The 22,538-nt window shown below is 59.7% G+C and carries 12 protein-coding genes and 1 tRNA gene; 4 read left to right on the top strand and 9 right to left on the bottom strand.

Annotated elements, in window-relative coordinates; all coding sequences use genetic code 11:
- Positions 1 to 17: 17 nt before the first annotated feature.
- Positions 18 to 1,436, bottom strand: a complete 1,419-nt coding sequence (locus NLK60_RS03140; protein WP_254809443.1) for an alpha-amylase family glycosyl hydrolase — start codon at positions 1,434 to 1,436, stop codon at positions 18 to 20.
- A gap of 395 nt (positions 1,437 to 1,831) precedes the next feature.
- Here NLK60_RS03140 and proS point away from each other — a divergent pair, with 395 nt between their 5' ends.
- The 3 genes from proS to gltB all read left to right on the top strand — a co-directional run bounded on the left by proS (position 1,832) and on the right by gltB (position 9,876).
- Positions 1,832 to 3,319, top strand: coding sequence for a proline--tRNA ligase (gene proS, locus NLK60_RS03145; protein WP_254809444.1), 1,488 nt, complete (start codon positions 1,832 to 1,834; stop codon positions 3,317 to 3,319).
- Between the two features lie 179 nt (positions 3,320 to 3,498).
- Positions 3,499 to 4,809 carry an RNA-guided endonuclease InsQ/TnpB family protein gene (locus NLK60_RS03150; protein WP_254809445.1) on the top strand — a complete coding sequence of 437 codons (1,311 nt, stop codon included), beginning with the start codon at positions 3,499 to 3,501 and terminating at the stop codon, positions 4,807 to 4,809.
- A 507-nt stretch (positions 4,810 to 5,316) separates the two neighbouring features.
- Positions 5,317 to 9,876 (top strand): glutamate synthase large subunit, encoded by a 4,560-nt coding sequence (gene gltB / locus NLK60_RS03155; RefSeq protein ID WP_254809446.1) that lies wholly within the window; start codon positions 5,317 to 5,319, stop codon positions 9,874 to 9,876.
- Positions 9,877 to 9,933: 57 nt separating this feature from the next.
- Here gltB and NLK60_RS03160 read toward each other — a convergent pair whose 3' ends face one another.
- The 4 genes from NLK60_RS03160 to NLK60_RS03175 all read right to left on the bottom strand — a co-directional run bounded on the left by NLK60_RS03160 (position 9,934) and on the right by NLK60_RS03175 (position 17,720).
- Positions 9,934 to 13,578 (bottom strand): UvrD-helicase domain-containing protein, encoded by a 3,645-nt coding sequence (locus NLK60_RS03160; protein ID WP_254809447.1) that lies wholly within the window; start codon positions 13,576 to 13,578, stop codon positions 9,934 to 9,936.
- Positions 13,568 to 14,704 (bottom strand): hypothetical protein, encoded by a 1,137-nt coding sequence (locus NLK60_RS03165; protein ID WP_254809448.1) that lies wholly within the window; start codon positions 14,702 to 14,704, stop codon positions 13,568 to 13,570. The genes NLK60_RS03160 and NLK60_RS03165 overlap by 11 nt, the downstream gene beginning before the upstream one ends.
- A complete protein-coding gene (locus tag NLK60_RS03170; protein ID WP_254809449.1) occupies positions 14,701 to 16,953 on the bottom strand; it encodes a hypothetical protein in 2,253 nt (750 codons plus the stop codon). The genes NLK60_RS03165 and NLK60_RS03170 overlap by 4 nt, the downstream gene beginning before the upstream one ends.
- A gap of 290 nt (positions 16,954 to 17,243) precedes the next feature.
- Positions 17,244 to 17,720: a hypothetical protein gene (locus NLK60_RS03175; RefSeq protein WP_254809450.1), complete on the bottom strand. Its 477-nt coding sequence runs from the start codon at positions 17,718 to 17,720 to the stop codon at positions 17,244 to 17,246.
- 170 nt (positions 17,721 to 17,890) lie between these two features.
- On the opposite strand from NLK60_RS03175, the gene NLK60_RS03180 reads away from it, so the two are divergent.
- Positions 17,891 to 18,277 carry a CBS domain-containing protein gene (locus NLK60_RS03180; RefSeq protein WP_254809451.1) on the top strand — a complete coding sequence of 129 codons (387 nt, stop codon included), beginning with the start codon at positions 17,891 to 17,893 and terminating at the stop codon, positions 18,275 to 18,277.
- Between the two features lie 232 nt (positions 18,278 to 18,509).
- Here NLK60_RS03180 and NLK60_RS03185 read toward each other — a convergent pair.
- From NLK60_RS03185 to NLK60_RS03200, 4 genes are all read right to left on the bottom strand, one after another.
- Positions 18,510 to 18,583, bottom strand: a tRNA-Thr gene (locus tag NLK60_RS03185).
- A gap of 117 nt (positions 18,584 to 18,700) precedes the next feature.
- Positions 18,701 to 19,714 (bottom strand): class I SAM-dependent methyltransferase, encoded by a 1,014-nt coding sequence (locus NLK60_RS03190; protein ID WP_254809452.1) that lies wholly within the window; start codon positions 19,712 to 19,714, stop codon positions 18,701 to 18,703.
- A gap of 65 nt (positions 19,715 to 19,779) precedes the next feature.
- On the bottom strand, positions 19,780 to 21,105 hold the full coding sequence (aglM, locus tag NLK60_RS03195) for a UDP-glucose 6-dehydrogenase AglM (RefSeq protein ID WP_254809453.1): 1,326 nt from the start codon (positions 21,103 to 21,105) through the stop codon (positions 19,780 to 19,782).
- A gap of 84 nt (positions 21,106 to 21,189) precedes the next feature.
- Positions 21,190 to 22,440, bottom strand: a complete 1,251-nt coding sequence (locus tag NLK60_RS03200) for a GTPase family protein (protein ID WP_254809454.1) — start codon at positions 22,438 to 22,440, stop codon at positions 21,190 to 21,192.
- Positions 22,441 to 22,538 lie beyond the last annotated feature (98 nt).

Consider the following 22,538-nt stretch of genomic DNA (forward strand, 5'->3'; position numbering starts at 1 on the left):
CAACGTCGTCCCGCCGCCTATCGTTGTCCAGGGGGCGCGTACATGACCCATTCCTGTGCCCCCACCTCGAGTGAGACGGTTCCGTCCGAGTCGACATTGCGGTCCGGCCCGTGGTTAGTATAGTCCGTGAGGCGCTGGTCACGCCAGCTCGTTTCGACGGTGACCTCGAGCGGTTCGGTTCCGGTATTGATTCCGGCCAAGAGGTTACCATCCCGCTCGAAGACGTACGAATCGGCATCGAGATGTCGGTCTATCGCTTCCCCTTCCGCCAGTTGCTGTTTGACCCAAATGAGGTCCTGCAGGCCGTCGTCGTCCAGGTCAGCGCGGAACAACATCGGAAGCCCTGGATAGGAGAGGAGGTACGCATGAGCCAGTTCGATTTCGATTCCCTCCGGCGAATCCGGGCCGACACCGGGGCCGTTGATATCGTGATTCTGAGCGAACGTGACGGCAACGTCTGGCCGGTGGTGCACGACACCTTGTCCATTGGATTTCGAAAGCTGTTCCATTCGACCCCCATCGAATGCAGAGACGATAGCGCTGTGTAACGGGAAATCGAAGACCGTCATCCCGGTATCGGCGAACTCGAGCAGTTCGTCGACGTCGTCAGACCAGACCTCACCGACCCGCCAGAGTCCGAGATCGGCCGCTAAGGGGTTGATCTCCTCATCGAAGTACCACGGCCAGATGTGCTTGGCCGCATCGTAGCGGAGTCCATCCGCACCGGTTGCCGCCAGGGTTCTCAGGTAGTCGCGATGGGCGGCCTGGACCTCGGGGTGTTCGACATCTAGGGTTGGTAATCCAAGCAGGTCACACTCGTATTCGGCTGCTGGCTGGTCCAGTTGGCAGTCACCGCCCAGCGTGCCGTAGTCGTGGAAGTGCTCGTCTTCGAACTGCGGAAATTCGACCGGTCCGAGTGGACCCGGCGAATTGGCCATATGATTCAACACGGTGTCGAGGACGACCTCGATACCGTGATCGTGAGCCGTTTCGATCATCGACTCGAGTTCCTCGCGGGTGCCGTACTCGGAGTCGAAATCCCGCAGGTCAATCGGCTGATAGCCAAGTGGGGGATGGGGCTCGAGATGCCCGTAATGTGGGTGTTCGCTCTCGTAAAACCCCTCCTGGTCAGCGGTCGCCTGATCTTCCCAGCGGAGTTTCGATTGTGCTGGCTGTGGTACCCAGAGCAGGTCGATCCCAGCGTCAGCAACCCGCTCGATATCGGCTTCTATCTCGTTCCACGGGGTGTGAAAATACTGATAGCCCACTCGTTCGTCGGCCCTGACACTCGTGTCGGACCCGTGTGGGGCACCCATCGCAGAGAGAAGCCCACTGATCGCACCGAACCCGGCGAGTCCACCTGCAGTGTATCCGATAAATTCTCGACGGGTCGGCGCACTCGAGTTCGTGATATCGCGACGCTCCCTTGCACACATACGACGTAATTCAATTGGGAGGTACTATTTCATAACGTTTTCCATCAGATGCTGCCGATAAACCGGTTCGGTACCCGCAGTCGGGGTCGATTGTGATGGCGGTAGTGTCGTATCGACTGGATTGGCGATTCACCCAGCGGTTGAAATACCAGAATGATCGAACTGTGGTGACTTTACTTTCGTTTTCACGACGCTCGAGCACAGCAGACGTTGAAACACATTTTCCCTGCTACCTTTCCAAACGTCGAGCGATGCGTGGAACGAATACTTGCAATCGGTTGCACGCATCGGCTCAGGTGTAGAATGCTGGTCGTGGTCAGGGGCCGGTGCCGTGAGACGCAAATCGTCCACACACCTTCGCATGGTTTAAGAGCACGCTGGCAGACTGACGAAGTATGAGCAACGAATCTCAGGAACTCGGCATTACCGAGTCCAAGAATCATCGACCCGGTGAGTGGTACGCCGAGGTCGTTCAAAAGGCAGACCTGGCCGACTACGCGCCCATGGGCGGATTTATCGTCACGAAACCTCGTGGCTACGCCCTCTGGGAATCGATTCAGGACACGCTCGACGGCTGGTTCAAAGACACCGGCGTCACGAACGCGTACTTCCCCCTGTTCATCCCCGAAAGCTACCTCGAGCGGGAGAAAGACATCGTCGAAGGATTCGACCCCGAGGTTGCCTGGGTCACCCAGGGTGGGCACAACGAACTCGAGGAACGACTCGCTGTGCGCCCGACGAGCGAGTCCATCATCGCACCGTTTATGTCTCAGTGGACGCGGAGCCACCGCGACCTGCCGATGCGACTCAACCAGTGGTGCTCGGTGGTTCGGTGGGAGGCGACGGACACCAAACCCTTCTTCCGCACCAAGGAGTTCCTCTGGCAGGAAGGCCACACCGCCCACGAGACCGACCAGGAGGCCTGGGACGAGGTCTGGACTCGACTCGAGCAGTACGCCGACCTCTACGAAGAGCATCTCGCGATTCCTGTCTTGAAAGGGAAAAAGCCCGAACACGACAAGTTCCCCGGCGCGGATACGACGACGACCGTCGAGTGTCTGATGCCCGACGGCAAATCGGTCCAGGGCGGGACGAGTCATCACCTCGGGCAGAGCTTTGCCGACGCGTTCGACATCACGTTCGCCGACGAAGACGAAACCGAACAAACCGCCTACACCACCTCCTGGGGACTGTCCTGGCGGGCACTCGGGGCACTCATTATGACCCACTCGGACGATCAGGGCCTCGTGTTGCCACCAACCATCGCACCCACGCAGGTCGTCATCGTCCCAATCTGGCAAGCTGACAACGAAGACGAAGTGCTCGCGTACGCAAATGAGGTTGCCGAAGAACTCGAGGAAGCAGGTATCCGCGTCGAACTCGACGACCGCGACGAGCGCAATCCCGGCTTCAAGTTCAACGAACACGAACTCGAGGGGGTCCCGCTGCGGATTGAGATCGGCCCGAACGAGGCTACAGACGGCGAGGTAACGCTCGTTCACCGTCCGGATAACGAGAAAGTCGTCGAGAGTCGCAAGGGCGTCGCCGAAACCGTCGACGACCACCTCGAGACGGTCTACGACAAACTCTACACGGCGGCCGAAGAAACCCTCGAGGCAAACGTCCGGACCGCAGACAGCCCCGAAGACATTATGGGAACGATCGGACGACACGGCGGCTACGTCAAAGTCCCGTGGTGTGGCGATCAGGCGTGTGAAGAAGTGATCAAAGAGAAAGTGGCCGCCGAAATCGTCCTCCAGCCCCTGGCTGAAGAGAGCCCGGAAACTGACGGAACGCCGGTAGCACCCGAGGACGACGACGCCTGCTGTACGATCTGCGGGGAGTCTGCAGATCAGGTTGCCTATTTCGCGCGCACCTACTAACGCGCTCGATTAGGCTATTCGAAGGTATGGGTTAGCTGAAGTAGAGGGCGCTAAGCCCCCTTCCTCAGGGAACGAGCCGAAGGCGAGTGAGCAGGGAGGGGATACAGTGCCCGCCCGACTCACAACCACTCTAATCAGAGCAGTTAACTAACTATAATCCAAAGACGAAAGCAAGTCGCATGAAGTACAGTCCAAAATATCGACTCTTCCCGACGAGCGAACAGCGGGAGAGACTCGACTGGACTCGTAACACCGTGCGACAACTCTACAACCACGCACTCCACGAATTCAACAAGATACCAGAAGACGACGGAACGCTTCGACAGCGTGTCTGGCAAGTCCGAGACGACCTACCCAGACTCAAACAACAGTGGAACGACCTGAAACAAGTCTACTCCACCGTGTTACAGAAAGCCGTCGAACGCATCCGAACCAACATCAACAACCTCGGCAAACTGAAAGCCAAAGGATACAGCGTTGGCTCGTTGAACTGGAAGAAACCACGTGAGTACCGGAGTTTCACGTATCGGCAATCGGGCTTCGAACTCGACACCAAGAGTGGCCCGAGAGACCGAGCAATTCTGAGACTCAAAAAGGTTCGCGGTGAAACCCTCGAAATACCAATCCGACTCCACCGAAACCTCCCAAAGCACGACGCTATCAAAGAGGTCACGGTGAAGAAAGAGCCGACTGGCGCGTGGTACGTCTCGTTCTGCATCAGTACTGAGGAACCAGAGAAACCAGACCCAGAAGCCATCGATGCAGAGGACACGGTTGGTCTCGACCTCGGTGTGCTCAACTTCGTTCACGATTCTGACGGGCTTTCCATTGGGCGACTCGACTTATCAGATGAGCGAGAGCGACTCGAACACGAGCAACGCTCGCTCTCTCGCAAGCAATATGAGTCGAACAACTGGGAGAAACAACGCCGTCGAGTGGCCGAGGTTCACGCTCGAATGTCGAACAAGAAGCGCGATTACAAGCACAAGCTCGCGCACTTTTACGCGACAGCGTACGACGCTGTGTTCGTTGAGAACCTCGACGTGAAGTCGATGCTCGAATCCGAGGGGAACGCTCGGAACAAATCCGAGGTCGGATGGAGCGATTTCCGTTCGATTCTTGAACACCACTGTGACAAGCACGGCACACACTACGTGGAAGTGACTGCTCGCGGCACGACGAAAGAATGTGCGTGTTGTGGGGTAGAGACTGCGAAGCCGCTGTGGGTTCGCGAACACTCGTGCCCATCGTGTGGGTTCGAGTTGGATAGAGATTGGAACGCCGCATTGAACGTGAAATCGCGTGGTCTGGAGAAACTAGGAGTGGTTCACTCCAAAGGTACGCCTGTGAAGACTGCGACCGTCCTCAGAACCGTCGGTTCTGATGGGCCGCACGAGAACGGAGTTCTCGTGGACGCTGTGGACGCTCGTTCTGTGTCTGCAAGTCGTGTCGTTGAAACAGGAAGCTCCTGCCTCAAGGAAGCCGTGTAAGCGGCAGAGTAGGCAGGAGTAGTTCACCAGACAGAATCGAGAGCAAGTTTGCTACCCATTCTCGTGAAATAATCACCGACCCTAATTCTTTAGCCCCATAATGGATAAGGTCCTAACTCACTCTTTCAAACGTGGTGTTCATCCAATGGGTGGACACTACGTGCCTCTGACACTTTCTGCGTGGGTGTAGTAGACTCGAGCGATGAGCCTGTAGTGAGAACAACACGATATGATCTCGTGTGGGTTTTGACGACTATGCCACGTTTCCTATCAGCCAATAAATATTTCTCAACCATCTCCACACAATGGTTGACATAAATAATGCGGAATGTCGAATGTGACGAAACTACCACCCCCGTCCCAGGGAGAGCTGTTTATCCACACTCGAGTGAATCTTTGCTGTACGTTCGTCCGATACCCATACACCTTATACACGCTTATATGTGTTATTAATACCCTTAGCCATTATGGAGTAACGTCTTATCCCAGGATTGGCCAGTAGTTTGTATGCCACAGCCACACATATCCGACGATACGTCCCAGGGTCTCGCCGATCCCCAGGACGACCGCTCGAACTGCGGCGTCGGGGTCATCATGGATCTCGATGGCGGGTCGAGTCACGAAACCGTCTCAGACGCACTCGACTTGCTCATCAATCTCGAACATCGCGGCACTACGGGGGCGGAGAAAGACACCGGCGACGGGGCCGGAATCATGGTACAGACCCCGGACGCGTTTTTCCAGCACGTTCTCGATATCGACCTCCCTGATCTGTATGCTGTCGGTTCACTGTTTCTTCCGTCTGATGATGCCGCTCGAGAAGCCATCGTCCCGATCGTGGAAACAGTGTTCGAGGAGTACGGTCTCGATGTGCTAACCTGGCGTGACGTCCCGACGAACAACGACGGCCTGGGAAAGACGGCTCTCGAGTCGGAACCTGACGTCTGGCAAGTGGTGGTTGTACCCGATGATACAATCGACCGCGAAACGTTCGACCGCCGCCTGTACGTCGCCCGTCGAGCAGTGGAAAATCGCATCGAAGCGAGCGAAATCGACAACAGCGAACGGTTCTACATCTGCTCGCTCGATTCGAAAACGCTCGTCTACAAAGGCCTGCTCAAGGGCGAACAGGTCCCGACGTACTATCCCGACCTCTCCGATGACCGATTCGCGTCGACGTTTGCCATGGTTCACGAGCGATTCTCGACGAACACGCTCGGAGCCTGGCACCTGGCCCACCCATACCGGAACGTCGTCCACAACGGTGAGTTCAACACCATTCAGGGGAACGTCAACTGGATGCGCGCACGAGAAACCGATCTCGAGAGCGAGGTTATCGACGATCTCGAGGCCGTCAAACCCATAATCAACGATCCGGACCAGTCGGACACGGCAAGCGTTGACAACGCCCTCGAGTTGCTCATGCAAGACGGCCGTGACCTGGCACACGCCCTGCGGATGCTCGTTCCGGAGGCGTGGCGCGGTGACGACTCGATGGACCGGGCACGCAAAGACTGGTACGACTTCCACGCCTCGCTCATCGAGCCCTGGGACGGCCCTGCACTGGTCGCCGCAACGGACGGCGAGCGCGTCGGTGCCGTCCTCGACCGCAACGGACTTCGCCCCTGTCGGTACGACATCACGACGGACAACACACTGATCGTCGCCAGTGAAGCGGGCGCACTCGAGACCCCACCCGAACAGATCGAGTCGCGTGGTCGACTCCAGCCGGGACAGCTCTTCCTGGCCGATCCAGCGGAAGGTCGCGTGATTCCGGACGACGAAGTGTTCGAGGACCTCGTCGACGACCGCTACGGCGAGTGGGTTCACGATCAACAGGTACACATCGACGAAATCACCGGCTCGAGTGAGCGAGCGCCCCAAAAAGCAGTTCCAGCGCTTCGGCCACACCAGGCCGCCTTCGGCTACACCTACGACGAACTCGAGAATATGATCGAGCCGATGACCCAGAAAGGGAAAGACCCAGTCGGGTCGATGGGCGATGACACGCCGCTTTCGGTACTGACGGAGTTCAACCGACCGCTGTTCTCGTACTTCAAGCAGCTGTTCGCCCAGGTGACGAATCCGCCGCTCGATTACATCCGGGAGGAACTCGTCACTTCGATGGAATCGCGTATCGGTCACCAGCGTAACCTACTCGCAGAATCGTCCGAGCACGCCCGCCAACTGGTCGTCGATTCGCCGGTGCTGACGGACACCCAGTTCGAAGCCCTCTGCGACTGCGATCGAAACGACATCACGGCTGCGACGGTCGACATCACGTACGAGCGAGCTGACATCGACACCGAAGACGGTGTGACCGGCAAAGCGCTCGAGGCCGCAATAGAACGCGCCAGAGCCGACGCCGTCGAAGCAATCGAAGCCGGACACGACGTCGTCGTTCTCTCAGACCGTGGCGTCGACGCGGACCGGGTCGCGGTCCCGAGCTTGCTCGCGACCGGAGCCGTCCACCACCACCTCGTTCGGAACGGCCTCCGAAACCACGCCGGTATCGTCGTCGAATCCGCAGATCCACGAACGGTCCACCAGTTCGCGACGCTCGTCGGCTACGGGGCGGACGCGATAAACCCGTACCTCGCCTACCAGACAATCGAAGACATCACTGCAGGGCCTGACGGCGCAGACATCGAGGTGGCCATCGACGCCTACGTGGGCGCACTCGAAGACGGCATCCTCAAGACGATGGCCAAGATGGGCATCTCGACCATCGAGAGCTACCAGGGTGCCCAGATTTTCGAAGCCGTCGGCCTCGACTCGAGTCTCGTGGACGAATACTTCGAAGGCACGGAGAACCGGACCGAAGGTATCGGACTAGCCGAAATCGAGGCTGACCTCCTCGAGCGTCACGACGCAGCGTTCGACGTCGACGAAACCAAACTCGAGCGCCAGGGCGAATTCGAACACCGAACGGACGGCATCAAACATCAGTGGAACCCACAGACCGTCGGTACGCTCCAGCAAGCCGTCCGGTCGGGCGATTACGAGCGCTACCAGGAGTTCGCCGAACTGATCAACGACCAGTCGACGGAGTTACAGACGCTTCGGGGCCTGCTCGAATTCGACTCCGACCGAGACCCGATTCCGATCGAGGAAGTCGAACCGGTGACTGATATCGTCGAACGATTCTCGACGGCCGCAATGAGCCTTGGCAGCCTCTCACCGGAGGCTCACGAGAACAACTCGGTCGCGATGAACCGAATCGGCGGTAAGTCCAACTCCGGCGAAGGTGGCGAGCCGCCGGAACGATTCGGCACCGAACGCGAGTGTAACGTCAAGCAGGTCGCCTCAGGACGATTCGGCGTCACGAGTACGTACCTCTCGAGTGCCGACGAGCTACAGATCAAGATGGCACAGGGCTCGAAACCCGGCGAAGGTGGCCACCTCCCCGGTTCGAAGGTCAACGAGATGATCGCTCACGTCAGGAAATCGACTCCAGGCGTTGGCCTCATTTCTCCGCCGCCCTTGCACGACATCTACTCTATCGAGGACCTCAAACAGCTGATTCACGACCTCAAAACCGCAAACGAGGACGCAGATATCAACGTCAAACTGGTTTCCGAAGCGGGCATTGGGACCATCGCAGCGGGCGTCGCCAAAGCGAACGCAGACGTCGTCCACATCTCCGGTCACTCGGGCGGCACCGGGGCGTCGCCGCGCACCTCGATCAAACACGCCGGCCTCCCGTGGGAACTCGGATTGGCCGAAGCCAACCAGATGCTCTGTGCAACCGGGCTACGTGATCGAATCCGCGTCTCCACCGACGGCGGGATGAAAACGGGCCGTGACGTCGCTGTTGCCGCCCTGCTCGGCGCAGAGGAGTACATCTTCGGGACCGCCAGTCTCGTCGCGGAGGGATGTGTGATGGCCCGTCAGTGCCACAAAAACACCTGCCCGGTCGGCATCGCGACCCAGCGTGGCGACCTCCGGAAGCGCTTCCCGGGCGAACCCGACAACGTGATCAACTACATGACGTTCATCGCCCAGGAACTGCGCGAGATCATGGCCGAACTCGGCTTCCAAACCGTCGAGGAGATGATCGGTCACGTCGAGGTTCTCTCACAGCGCGAGGATGTTGCGCATCCGAAAGCACGACGCGTCGACCTCTCCGGTGTCCTCGCCACCCCGGAAGGCGACGTCAGAACCAAGATCAGCGAACAGGACCACGAACTCGAGGACCAACTCGACCGGACGCTCATCGATCAGGCACGCGATGCGATCGATACCCAGGAGCCCACCACGCTCTCGACGTCGATTTCGAACGTCGACCGCGCCGTCGGAGCCATGCTCTCGAACCGGGTTACGAGTCGCTATGGCGAACCCGGGCTCCCCGAGGATACGCTCACGATCGACCTCGAAGGCACGGCCGGGCAGAGTTTCGGCGCGTTCCTCGCCAACGGCGTCTCCCTCCACCTCGAGGGAAGTGCCAACGACTACGTCGGCAAGGGACTCTCCGGCGGCAAGGTAACCGTTCGGACTCCCGAAACGGCGACGTACGACCCACTGGAGAACGTCGCCATCGGCAACGTTGCTCTGTACGGCGCCACTGGTGGTGAAGCCTACATCAACGGCGTTGCCGGCGAACGGTTCGCCGTCCGTAACTCCGCCGCGAAGGCCGTCGTCGAAGGCGTCGGTGACCACGGCTGTGAGTACATGACTGGCGGGGTCGTCGCCGTACTCGGTGAAACTGGCAAGAACTTCGCCGCCGGTATGTCCGGCGGTGTGGCCTACGTGTTCGATCCGGAATCGGAACTCGCAGCCAAAGCCAACACCGGCATGGTGTCGCTCTACGACGAACTGGACGAATCCGACGAGGCCATCCTCGAGCGACTCATCGAGAACCACGTCGCCTACACCGGCTCCGAACGCGGCCAGGCCCTGCTCGAAGACTGGGATGGCGCACTCGAGGCGTTCGTGAAGGTCATGCCCGACGCCTACCACCAGGCGATCACCGAAGACGGTCGTGACGACGTCCGCGCTGAGCTGCCAGAAACGCCAGAAACGCCAGTCCAACCCGAGTCGACCGGCTACGCGGCCAGCGACGACTGAGACGGTATACTGTCTTCTCTCCCGTCAGCCTCCGTTCTTGTTTCCCTCGAGCAACGATTACCCACCCGTCTGTTCATCGGGGAGTTCCGCACAGCCAAGTGAGTGATGGGTACAAAACCGACAGGCATGCCCCGGATTGGTCTCGTCGTATCTCGGATCGTCGACCGCCTCGAGCGTGTCCAGGACCGATTCCCACGAGGGGATCTCCTCGAGCGAAACGTGATCGACCCGTGTCGAATCGACATCTCCAACGTAGACGTATCCGACGGCATCGACCGGCTCGTCGAACTGTCGCGCACAGGCTCGAGCGTACAGCGATAACTGGGTTGCCATCGCGGGCTCGATTCGCTCGCCAACCGTCTTGTAATCGAAGACGCCGAGTCGGCCGTCGGGAAGTCGCCGCACGGTGTCGATGTAGCCGATGACAGCGCCGTCGATACCGGGAACGTCGTCGACTTCGAACGCCAACTCGGCGGCCAGTTCGTCCCACTCGTGAAACGGGACGTCGAACGCAGGTGTCGTGGCCTCGAAGTAACGGTCGATACAGCGTTGGACGGCTTCTTCGTGCCCTCGCTCACCTCGAGCCGTGAGTTCCCTGGTGGCTGCCTCGTGCCACGCTTCGGGAGTATTCTCGTTGCGATAAAAGGCCGCTTCGGCGACCGCGTGAAAGACCGTCCCGACCAGACGGGCATTTCCATCGGCCCGTGATGGAGGGGGAGCCGTGTCAGCTTCACCACCATTCGCCTGTGCCTGTACGCCTGCTACCGAGTCGTCGAAGGCCCCCACCACGTGGTCGAGATAGTGCTTTCGCGGACACTCCGCGTGGGTCTCGAGTGCGCTGTAACTGTGTCTGAGTGCGCCGGGGATCGTCGAATCGCCAAGTGAACTGACGTCAGTGACCGAGAAGCGAGTGGCGGCATCGACAGTGGCACCGAGGCGTCTCGTTTTCGGCACGTCGAAGGCTTCGGTGTATGGCGCGGCGTCCGCCGCTGGGAGCAACCGACGGGACCGAAGGTGGGCCCCAAGGGTAGTTATCGTCTCCAGCGCTTCAGGGGTCGATACCATCGTCTCCCCGTCATCGTAGGAGACCATTCCACCAACCGACGCATCGGCCTCTGCGAGTTCGGCGGTCGCGTCGACGACGCTTTCTGGGTATTCGGCCTCGAGACGTTCGAAACTCGCGGTGAGGGCTGGCCAGAGGTCCATTCGCTCGCCAGCGACCGACCACTCGAGATCCGCTGCCAGACATGCCTCGACGACACTGCGGCCGAGTGCGTTCTCATCTCCTTCGTAATCGTACTCAGATCCGAAGACGAACAGATGATCTTCTGCTCGAGTCAATGCGACGTGAAGCACGCGCCAGGCTTCGGCGAGTGGCTCGGTCGCCAGATCGCTTGCCAGCGGTGTGTCAATCGCGGGATCGAGCGCGGCGCTCAACAGCCGATGTCTGGAACTGTAGGCGTAATCGCCACGGACACACCAGTGCTCGTCGGAGAGAAACGGCACCAGGACCGTATCGAACTGCAGGCCTTTGGCCTGATGGACGGTCATAATGTCGACCGAATCAGTCGAGGTGGTCCCCTGCTGTCGGTCACTCGACCCCGAACGCAATACGCTCTCGAGTGCATCGACGACTCGCGGCGAAAGCGAGCCGAGAACGTCACCGCCATCGTAGGCGTCGACAAAACGATGTAACCGATCGAGTGCCCGGTCATCGTCCGGGCCCAGAAACCACTTCATACGCGTCCGTTCTTCGAACCGCTCGAGAAATGGCGAGAGTGGGTAGGCGTCTCTGTCTGCAACGAGCGACCGTAAGTGGATCCTGGCCCGCTCGATACGTTCCGGTTCATCAACCCGTTCAGGATCGGTCTCAAGCAACGCGCTATACAACCCATCGGTATCGAGTTCGTGAAGGCGTTCGAGGTCCGTTTCGGACAATCGATACCGAAGCAACAAGACGCGACGGAGGTGGGTATCGTTCTCTGACGGCTCGGCGATCACCCGGAGATACGACAGGAGGGTCTGGACTCCCGGCGAGACGGTGCCGGCGGGTGAACCCGACTGTTCGTACGGGATCTGGCGCGCCTCGAGTTCGTCCGCGACTGCACTCGCCTGGGCGTTCGTCCGAACGATGACGGCGATATCCTCGAGTCGGCGCTTTGCAACGCCGTCGAACTCGTCGGTCAACAGGCGAGCAACCGTCATCCCAACTTGCTCCGGCGTAGACCAACCCAGTTCGTCGCTATCGACTTTGACGACGTGTCGGGTGGAATCGGTGTCTTTGCTCGAGACCGGTGCCGTCGATCCGTCAGGTTTCCGTCCGTACTCGCGGAGCGTTTTCGACGAGTGACCGCCGTAGTCACAGTAGTTCGTCAGATCGAGTATTTCCTGTTTCGAACGGTAGTTGAGGCCGAGTTCGACAGACTCGTGATCAGTGTAGGCATCACCCAACCGCTCGAGTCCGTGCGGATCGGTGCCGCGCCATCCGTATATCGCTTGGTCAGTATCACCGATAGCGAGGAGTTCGGGTCGGTCTGGACCCGTCGTCAGTTCCGACACCAACTGGTACTGGGTTCGGTCGGTATCCTGAAATTCGTCACAGTATACGTGCGTATACTCGGCCGCGATTTCGTCGGCGACCGTCTCGTCAGAAAGCAGGCGGGTCGCTGTCCGGACGAGTTCGTCGAAATCGAGCGTTCCTTCCTCGGCCTGCAGTTCCCGGTAATCGCGATAGATAGCCGTGTACTGTCTCGCCTCGCGCAGGACGCCAATGTAGTGTTCGAGTCGACCGATCGGGGTTTGCTCGATGGTAGCCGTCTGTTCTCGCCAGAGTTGATTTCGAAACAACACTGGGGCGAGATGCTTCGTCGTCGGGTCATCGAGCGTGAGCGATTCGTGGACGTTCGTCACACAGGATTGGAGCGAGCGAAGATACCGTTCGACGTCTCGGACGACCCCATCCTCTCGAAAATCTGCCGGCGCTTCGGCGATTTTCTCCCGGCAGAACGTCAGCAACTTCCCGTACTCGACCAGTGCGCCACGGGCATCCTCGAGGTGTTCGTCTCGATTGAAAAATCGAAACGCCTCGTTGTCAAACGACAGCCCACTGGCTGCTTCCTGGCGAAGCCACAACAGCAGTTCGTCGAGAAGATCGATCGTCCGTGCATCGGGGAGGTGACCCTCGAGCGTGTCTGGGTCGATATCGTCTCGGCTCATTACGGCGATAAATTCGTCGACCGCGTCGGCCAGCGTCTCAGGGGTGGCGCCTTCGCTCGAGCCCGCGGTTTCGTCGACGAATGCGTAATCACGCTCGGTGAGCAGTCGTCTGACCAGTCGATACCGATCTCGCTCGGTGACGATATCGAACGATGGAGACAACCCGAGATAGTAGGCATACTCACGAACCAGTCGGTGACAGAACGAATGATAGGTGTAGACGTCGATTTCGGCAGCGATCGCAGGGTCGAGTCGGTTCGCTATCGACGACCGGATGTTCGAGGCCGCTTCGTTAGCGAACGTTAACACGAGAATATCGCTGGGATCAGTACCTTCGTCAGCGAGCGTTCGCTCGAGTCGCATGAGCATCGTCGTCGTTTTCCCCGTACCGGCACCGGCATCGACGGAGATACACGCGGCATCGCTGTCGATGACCGCCGGCTGATTGCCACGGGGAACGCTGGGTTCGCCCTCCTTATCTGCCATCGAATCGCACCTCCGCTTCGATGTAGTCGCTACAGCAGACGGTGTACGGGCACTCCGAACAGGATTCCCGTCGAATTAGCTCCCAGGGAACGGGTTCGTACTCGTCGTCGATAGCGCGACGAGCGACGGTTTGCAGTCGATCGTCGACCGTTCGGTTCCGGTGTTCGTGTGTCAGTCCAAACGTGTGATGGTCGAGATATCGGTCGGTGAGGTCTATCGATTCGAGCTCGACAGAAATCTGATCTCGAAACCGGTTGATCGTTCGATTCTGGCGGTCCACCAGCGGAACCTGCACGTATCGGCAGGTTCGAACCGAGTCGAGATTGGCCTGGTCGCGGAGGGTTCGTAGCCCGCCGAGCACCACCGAAATCTCGAAAAGACTCGAGACCAGTCCGGGGTCGAACGTTTCGGTTTCCGAATCGAAATGATCGAGAAAAGCCTGTTCGACGTCGCCGTCCCATCGGTTTCGATACCGAAGCAAGCCGAGGTGCGCCGGGGTCGGCACGAGTTTGACTCCGACGAGCGTTGATCCCTCGACCGTGGCGTAATCGATCTCGGCCGTGAGTCGAGCCGTCGAATGCTGGTCTAGCGCCGATTCCTCCTCGGATGCCTCCTCTGGCAGGTTGTGCCCAATCTGTACCGTCGTGGCCACTGGCAACGTCGGACCGATGAGTTCCCTGGCGGTCGATTGGGTAGACAAGGACGCGATCCCCTCGAGATGCTCGGCTCCACAGTGGTCGACGTAGGCCTCGAGTGTCGCCTCCATCACGCGATGTTCGTGACGACGCTGGACAGCAGAGTGAAACCGTTCGGTGTGTCCTTCCCACAGCGTTCGGAATCGATTTTGGATGTGACGAATCAACTGCTCTGGGTCGTCGGTAGCTCCATCATCCGTGGTTGCCGCCCAGCGAAATCCATCACAGATCGCGGTTCGGAGTAACTCGAGTCGGTCGACGGCAGTGTCGTCGGGTGGTGACCTGAGCGATCGCTCGTGTGCGAACTGGAATTTGCGTGGGCACTCGAGATACGCACCCAGACCCTCGACGGTCAGCGTGGGTTGTCCGGTGTCCTGGGGGTGCGCTGGCTGCTCACCCCCCGAAGCGTCGGATCGGGGCGATTCAGTCATCGACGCACCTCGCCTGCGGCGAACTCGAACTGCGTGCGGATCGCTTCCCGCAGCGTCGGATCGAGCCCATCGTCTTCGAGCAACAGGGCCATCTCCTGGAAGTGTGACTCGGTTTCGGCCAGGTCGACCGGTTCACCCATCGAGGCCCGTCGGCGAACGCGCTCGAGTTCGCCCCACGGCTCACCAAGCAACGACTCGAGGGTACGCTGTGGGCCATAGACCCGGCCGTCCTGTGTGGTTGACTCGACGTCTGCGATCCTGATCGAACTCGAAGCCTTGAGTTCTCGCACATATCGTGATTCGTCGTGGGTTCGACGCAATCCATCCGTCTCGCGTTCGTAGGAGCAAAAATACAGCCGGTCAGTCGCGGCCCTCGAAGCCAGTGCGAGCCGTCGTCGGCCTCGCTCGACGTGATAGGTTTCGAACCGGTCACTGACGCTTTCGGGATCGGTGACCGTCTCGAACGTCTCCTCGAGTTCCCCAATGGTGGGGTCGGTGACTGCCGGAAACGCATCCATCGATCGAACCCACGCGGTCGGGAACAGCGACGTCAAAAACTGTGAGCCGGGATAGACGGTGTCGTTGCAATCGAGGACGAACACCGCGTTGGCCGTGGCGTAGGCGAGTTCGTCGACGGGACAGACGGTGACACCACCCTCGGCCGTGCTCGAGTCGATCGTGTGGACGTGGGGAGCGTCGTACTCGATCGTTCGCGCAACCATGCGCTGGAGCCCGTCCCAGTCGGGTGAAACGAGATCCGTCCGTTCGACGAAACGTGCGATCTCACGTATTCGTTCGACGCTGTCGAACTGCTCGCGAGCATCGACCCACGATTCTCCGTCCGCGATTCGCCCCTTGAGAGCCGTTCGTTCGATCCAGCGATCGAGCGTCGTGTGGACGGCGTGGTCTCGACACTCGACCAGTAACTCCGGACTGAACGAATCGACGCGTGCCTCCAGACGTCGGAGAACAGCCTCGTCCCAGTCGATAGCGTCGGTCGGTGTCTCTGCACCGATTTCGGTAGCCTCGTGCTCGAGGGTCTGTTGGGCTCGGATGACGGCGTACAGCTCGGACACTGCAGGGTCCGTGGCTAACGACGGTGTGCCAATAGTCGCAGTTGGAACGCCGGCTTCCCGGAGTCGCCGTCGAGCCCAGGGAACGCGTTCGGCCCGAGACACACCGACGACGAACTCGTCGAACGACCAGTCGTGACGATCACGGAGTGAGCCGATTTCCGTGGCCACCAGCCGCGTCTGTTCGCGAGCGGTTTCGGTGCGAATACGGAACGCGTGTGGCTGCACCCCTGTCCCGGATTTTCCCGAGCTTGTGTCAGCAGCTTGCACCGACCGGTGGCAGTCACTGTGCGCGTCGTCAACGGAACCGGTCGCGAGCCAGTTGATGATCGGCCGATGGCGTACTCCGGACGGGGCAGAACGTGCTGGGTGGCGGTGTTCGAGTGAGTCGGCTATCGTCTCGAGCGAACCAGGTTCGACCCGCGTCCGCTCGACGCTGGCGTGGCGCTGGCCGACACAGACCAGCTCAGTGTCACCCGTTAACGCCGCGAGATACCGGCGGTCGAGTTCGCGAAACTCCTCGAACTGGACCGTGAGGACGGCATCGACGCCCGCCGTGATACGGTCACGGACACCGTCTGCATTGTCCTCGAGTACGTCGACTGCGCGTGGAATAACGTCTGCGCGTTCGATGAACCCTCGAGCGTCAAGTTCGGCGTGGAACCGATCGTTCATCGCGTAGAGGAACTCGAGGCAGGGATGCATGTCGTCACCGTTCCCAGCTGTCGAGTGGGTGTGTCGCTGTCTGGTGACCTCGAGCAACAACTGTCCGACGTCACGAGCGAAGCTCTCGTGCTCGCGTGCCCGCTCGAGATAGGGTGGGATATCGCGTTTGGCACCGGCGATGACGAGCGAGATCAGTTCGATTCGCTCTTCGTACTCGAGGCGGTCGATGGTCGGGTCGAACGCTTCGATGACTTTGGAGGCGTGTTCGGGGAGCGATTCGACGTTCGGCGCTGGCACCAAGCCCGCATCGCGACTTGCGCTGGCGAGGGTTCGCTCGAGTTCCTCGAGTCCGGCCGGATGGCGTTTCACCACGAGCACGTTTTTCGCCCCGTGGGCCGCCGCCAGCCGGGTGTATGCTTCGGCTACACACTCGAGGACGTCGGTACGAGGATACTCGAGGGCAATGAGTGTCCCCTCGAGTGTGGATGCGGAGGAACCTGGTGGGGACATCGGGTATGACACCGAATAGTGGCAGGATGATATTTAAAGATGTACCTACCCGAGAATCATCATCACTTCGTATACCATGGACGTGCTACCGACAGCTGTCGCTTCGTTCACTCCATGTGAGGGACCGATATCCGTTTGAGGGTTCTGTATCGAGGTCCGTCTCTGAGCGCTCGAGCGTGTTATTCAGCGAACGTATCGTTACTGTGACCGATTCAATAATGAGGAGATGCGGTCGTTCGACCAAACACCGCTGTCGATAATCCCCATGCCGGAGAAAGCCCGGATAGGATTCACGACGCCTCGAGCACCGTGAGATAGGCTACGTAGACGACTGCTGCAACCACCAGTGACAGTGCAACGACGGTGACGCCGACGAAGTTATCGAGGAACACCTCCGGCTGGTCCCAGATGTATGCACCGCCTTCGACTGCCAGAATAAACAATGCGCCGTACACTGCAGCGACGGCGATCCCTCGAGCGACGGCGATAGCCAACCCGGCCCGACGACTGTTCAAGAGTTCGATGACGAACAGAAAAGCCAGGGCGAGCAGGTAAAACGGCTCCGGCAAGGCCTGTCCGAGCATCCGTGGCCCACGAATGCTCAGCCACCCGTAGTAAGCCAACGCGAGTAAGATGCCCGCGACGAAGGTCATCGCGACGCCATATCCGCTCGTGTTCTCGACACGCGGGGCCACACCGCTGTTTGCCGAGGAGCCAGCGTCGGACTCCGACCGATCCGACGCGTCACTCGAATCCCCATCGGTCATGGGTGACCTCCCTCGAGCAGCACTAAAGTTATCGTCCTCGTATTTTCACTCACAACGTCGCTCGAGGGGCGCTTCCCTTTCGGGTCGTTCCTCGAGTACTGCAACGAACGGGACACACAGAACCACTCGACGTCACCAATGTTTATAGGGAATCGCCGTCACCTCCACGTATGGACGACATTTTCGTTGCCCGACTGATGACCTCGGAGCCAGTGACGATCAGTGCCGACACGCTCGTCGAAGACGCCGGACAGACCATGCTCGAGAACGGTATCGGCTCGCTCATCGTCGTCGACGATGACGGCCACCTCGAGGGAATCTTGACGACGACCGACTTCGTCACCATCGTCGCCGAAAGCTTCCCGAAAGCACAGACGACCGTCTCACGCTACATGTCTACCGAAGTCGAAACCGCTTCGCCCCAACAGCCGATTCTCGAGGTTGCCGACGCGATGCTCGAGCACGGCTTCCACCACATGCCCGTGACGGATAAAGACGGCAGCGTCGTCGGTATCATCTCGACGACCGATCTGGCCGGCTACCTTTCGAAGATATAGCGTCGCTCTCGAGCACCTTTGTTCTGCATGTGCTCGCCTTTCACCCCTCTCGAGAGGCAGTCGTGATTCACACATAGCGTGCTGGAGGTTGTGACCACGAGTGCTTCCAATACGTGATGCTGGTCGCAAAAGAAAAGCAGACGGGGATTTGAACCACGGTCGGAGCAAAGCTCCTCCCTGATTCAAATCCCTCCAGTCGCTCCTTTACTCTCACTTGCGTTCGAACAGAAAGAGCCGGTGGAGGGATTTGAACCCTCGACCTAATCCTTACGAAGGATTCGCTCTGCCAGTCTGAGCTACACCGGCGCGGATCTCGCGTCCACTTCTACGTACGTTCGATAGCCGGCATAAGGATTGCGAATCGAATCGGTCCGTGTGTGGCCCTCGCAGTGGTCGGTTTAGGGAGCACCGTTTCTCGACCGATCACGAGTTGCGGCGCTCGAGCACGACGTCGAGACAGACGTTGAGTTCGTGCGGAGCGTACGACCGGACGGTTCGACGGGTCTCGACTACGACCTCGTACTCTGGCGCTGCGGCCTCTCGAATGGCGCGTTCGCCCGGGCCGAACGGATCGTCTTCGTGCTGGATGTCGTAGTAGTGCAGCGTACAGCTGTCACCTGCAATCGTAACCGCCGACTCGAGGAACTCGTCAGCGCTGTGTGGGAGGTTCATCACGATTCGGTCGGCCCAGCCCTCGTATTCAGGAGCGATTTCTCGGACATCCGCACAGTGGGCGGTAACGCGATCAGCCACACCGTTTGTGGTCGCGTTGCGTTCCAGATATTCGATTGCAGCCTCGTTAATGTCGACGCCGACGCACTCCGCGCCACGTTTGGCGAACGGAATAACGAACGGGCCGACACCCGCGAACATGTCGAAGGCATGCTCGCCGGGTTCGACCTGCTCGGCGACGCGATGGCGCTCGGTGGCGAGTCGCGGCGAGAAGTACATGGCCGCGAGATCGAGTTCGAACGTACAGCCGTACTCCCGGTGAACGACCGTCGTTCCGTCGCCCTCAAGCACGTCCCAGTCGCGAACGCGCGTCTCACCTTTGATTTTCGAGGCCTTGTTGAGAACCGTCTCGAGTGGAAGATCCGACTCGACGATTGCACGCGCAATCTCGGCCGCTCGCTCGTCGTCCTCTTCCTCGAGTAACGCCGCCTCACCGAGGCGTTCGTACGAGGGTTCCCAGCCCAGAATGTCCTCGGGAGTCGTCTGCGTGTGTCGTGTGGGTGGGTCAAACGGCACGAGATCGTGGTTCGCCTCCGAGGTGGACTTGAGGGCTGTCGCTGCTGCCTCTTCGTCGACGACTGGAATGTATAGACAGCCATCCTCGACGGTGATCTCGTACTCGTCGTCGATCAGATCGGCGTCTGCCAGCCGACTCCTCGTCGCTTCCCCCTCGTCGGGGGGCACCCGAACACACGGCACGTCCATAGACGATTTCGACTCGCGAGGGTACTAACGCTGACGTTTCCGACGAGTGGTTCGTTCTGGCTGGCTCACCAGGTCAGACCCTCATAAACCTCGAGATTCGTTCTCTCGGGATCGATGTCGATTCGACGCCCGTCGACGAGTACCCTGGTAGCCATCTTTTCGAACACCGACGCGTCCATATCGTCGAACTCCGGCCAGTCCGTCGCGACGATAGCGCCATCGGCACCCTCGAGTGCGTCCTCCACCTCGTCGACAAACGTGAGTCCCGCGAGGTCGGTGTAACGCGGATACTGTCGATCCAGCGCATCTCTGGCGACCGGGTCGTACGCGACGACGCTCGCGCCGCACTCGAGCAACGAGTCGATCACCACGAGAGCACGCGATTCACGCACGTCGTCGGTGCCAGGCTTGAACGACAACCCGAGGACCGCAATCTGACTCCCCTCGAGATCGACGTGATGGGCGAGCAAGTGGACCAATCGGCGCGGTTGCCCGTCGTTGACCTGCACGACGGCATCGAGGAGCGCCGGTTCGTATCCCTGCTGTCGGGCTCCGGCCCGGAGCGCGTTGACGTCTTTTGGGAAACACGACCCACCCCAGCCGAGTCCCGAGCGCATGAAGCGCTCACTGATTCGGTCGTCGAGGCCGACTGCCTCGAGCACCTCGTAAGCGTCGACACCGTAGGCCTTCGCGATGTTCCCCAGTTCGTTCACGAGCGACACCTTCGAAGCCAGGAACGCGTTGTTGGCGTACTTGATCAGTTCCGCTTCGCGAACCCCGGTTTCGACGAAGGAAGCGCCGGTTTCGACCATGGGCTCGTACAGCGTGCCCATCGTTGTGGCAGCATCCTCGCTGGTCGCGCCCACCACGATCTTTTCGGGCTCGAGGAAGTCCTCGACAGCCGTCCCCATCCGGAGAAACTCGGGGTTCATCGCTAACTCGAGGCCGTCGGGAGCACCGATTGCTTTCTCCGAGCGCTCGGCGACGACTGGGCCGATGACGTCCTCAGTGGTTCCTGGAAGAACGGTGCTTTTGACGACGACAAGGTGGGACCCCGCCTTGCCAGCTAACGCGTCGCCCAGCGATTCGCTCGCTGCCTGCATGATGGAGAGATCGAGGCTGCCGTCGTCGTGTTGGGGTGTCGGCAGGCAGAGAAAGGTGAGATCCGTATCACACACGGCATCGTAGTCTGTCGTCGCACGAAGACGTGTACCGGCGTGCTCGGCGATTCGTTCCTCGAGACCGGCTTCGTGGATCGGAGCCTCACCGGCGTTGATCTTCTCGACGATCGTTTCATCGATCTCGATATTCGTGACCTCGTGGCCCAGATCGGCGAGACAGGCGGCAATCGTCGTGCCGACGTAGCCGCTGCCGACGATAGAAACGTGCATGCCGAGAGATTGGACTCGAGGGGGTAGTGGTTTTTGGGTTGTCGACGATGTGATGGACATCGAGTCCGGACTACGGGCTGATCCTCAGCGCTGTAATCGATCCTTTCCCTTTTTGACGAACGCCGACGGTTTGACGACAGCATCGTTGAAGAAGTACTCCTCTGCTGATCGGCCGACGGCGTAGGTCGTTGCACTCGCGACCGTCCCGGAGACCACCTGTCCGACACCCGGGACGAGTTGTGCCAGTGACCGAGCCACCCCTCGAGCGGCCAGCCCGGCAACCGTGGTTCCGCCCATCGCCGTCAGATACTCCTCGACGGTCCCGCGCTCGAGTTCGCGACAAGAAAAACTCCCGATCAGGCCCACCAGAAACAGCTGTAATCCGGTTAACACCGGAAAGTCTGCCCCTGGCGTCGGTGCACTCCCGATACCACCCGCGATGCCCGAGAACCGTTTCGTCACGTCTCGAGATAACTCCTGCATCAGTTCCTCTCGCTGTTGGGCCTGGATGAACTGCAGGCGAGCATCAACCGGCAAAAAATCTCCCACCAACCAGGCGAGCGTATCGACGTTCCAGTACGGTTCTTCCTTCAGGTACACTGGGACGACGCCGACGTGATCGTCCGATTCGAACTCGTAGCCGTGGAGCGGCTGGCTCTCGTCGAACGGCGTCGTTTCTTCCTCGTTCAGGATCTTCGCCACGAACTCGAGCGTGTGCTTGATATCACCGGCCAGCGACGGGTTCGATTCTGGCGGCCAGTCACCACCAGGAGCCAGATAGGTGTCCACCTTGTTGAGACAGTATACGACAGGTGGAAAGACACCCGGCAGTTCCCTTCGCAGCGTTTCGACCGTCGCGAAATCGTCCTTCCCCGCGCGCACCTGATCGGGCGTCATGACGTGAATCGCAATATCCGGACGATACTCCTCGAGGTCCGCTTTGAGATGGGAGATCGTGTCGCCAGGGATGTCGCCATCTGGAGACACACTTTCGAAGAGTCCTCGAGAGTCGACGACGTCCCAGCTGGCGTAGCGGTCTGGAAAGGAGACGTGGTACAGTTCGGAGTCGACGGTCGTCGGCTCGACGGACCCGACATCGGCGACCGGCTTGTTCGCCAGCGCGTTGATCAGTGATGATTTTCCGGCCCCGGACCGGCCGAACACGTACAGTCGAGGCGGCCGTGAATCGTCGATCAATCGCTCCGTTTCCCGGAGCGCGTCGCCAAACGCCGTGTCCATCAGTCGCCCCACGGTTCGTTTGCCGCCGGGAGCCATCGCCACGATATCGTCCACCTGCTCCCGAAATCGTTTGAATTTGTCCGGGTCGACTGCCATAGGAGAATAATCTCATCAATACAGAAAAAGCTAGTACTCCGTTAAGCGTCGACGCGAGCGCCGAACTCACAGATTGTCATCGGTTCAACCCGCTCGGA

Origin of the sequence: Natronosalvus amylolyticus, assembly GCF_024298845.1 — an archaeon.
GTDB classification, from domain to species: domain Archaea; phylum Halobacteriota; class Halobacteria; order Halobacteriales; family Natrialbaceae; genus Natronosalvus; species Natronosalvus amylolyticus.

What these genes read in the sequence shown, in the direction of transcription:
- NLK60_RS03140 (WP_254809443.1), bottom strand. Translation starts at nt 1,436, where the DNA reads ATGTGTGCAAGGGAGCGTCGCGATATCACGAACTCGAGTGCGCCGACC.
- proS (WP_254809444.1), top strand. Translation starts at nt 1,832, where the DNA reads ATGAGCAACGAATCTCAGGAACTCGGCATTACCGAGTCCAAGAATCAT.
- NLK60_RS03150 (WP_254809445.1), top strand. Translation starts at nt 3,499, where the DNA reads ATGAAGTACAGTCCAAAATATCGACTCTTCCCGACGAGCGAACAGCGG.
- gltB (WP_254809446.1), top strand. Translation starts at nt 5,317, where the DNA reads ATGCCACAGCCACACATATCCGACGATACGTCCCAGGGTCTCGCCGAT.
- NLK60_RS03160 (WP_254809447.1), bottom strand. Translation starts at nt 13,578, where the DNA reads ATGGCAGATAAGGAGGGCGAACCCAGCGTTCCCCGTGGCAATCAGCCG.
- NLK60_RS03165 (WP_254809448.1), bottom strand. Translation starts at nt 14,704, where the DNA reads ATGACTGAATCGCCCCGATCCGACGCTTCGGGGGGTGAGCAGCCAGCG.
- NLK60_RS03170 (WP_254809449.1), bottom strand. Translation starts at nt 16,953, where the DNA reads ATGTCCCCACCAGGTTCCTCCGCATCCACACTCGAGGGGACACTCATT.
- NLK60_RS03175 (WP_254809450.1), bottom strand. Translation starts at nt 17,720, where the DNA reads ATGACCGATGGGGATTCGAGTGACGCGTCGGATCGGTCGGAGTCCGAC.
- NLK60_RS03180 (WP_254809451.1), top strand. Translation starts at nt 17,891, where the DNA reads ATGGACGACATTTTCGTTGCCCGACTGATGACCTCGGAGCCAGTGACG.
- NLK60_RS03190 (WP_254809452.1), bottom strand. Translation starts at nt 19,714, where the DNA reads ATGGACGTGCCGTGTGTTCGGGTGCCCCCCGACGAGGGGGAAGCGACG.
- aglM (WP_254809453.1), bottom strand. Translation starts at nt 21,105, where the DNA reads ATGCACGTTTCTATCGTCGGCAGCGGCTACGTCGGCACGACGATTGCC.
- NLK60_RS03200 (WP_254809454.1), bottom strand. Translation starts at nt 22,440, where the DNA reads ATGGCAGTCGACCCGGACAAATTCAAACGATTTCGGGAGCAGGTGGAC.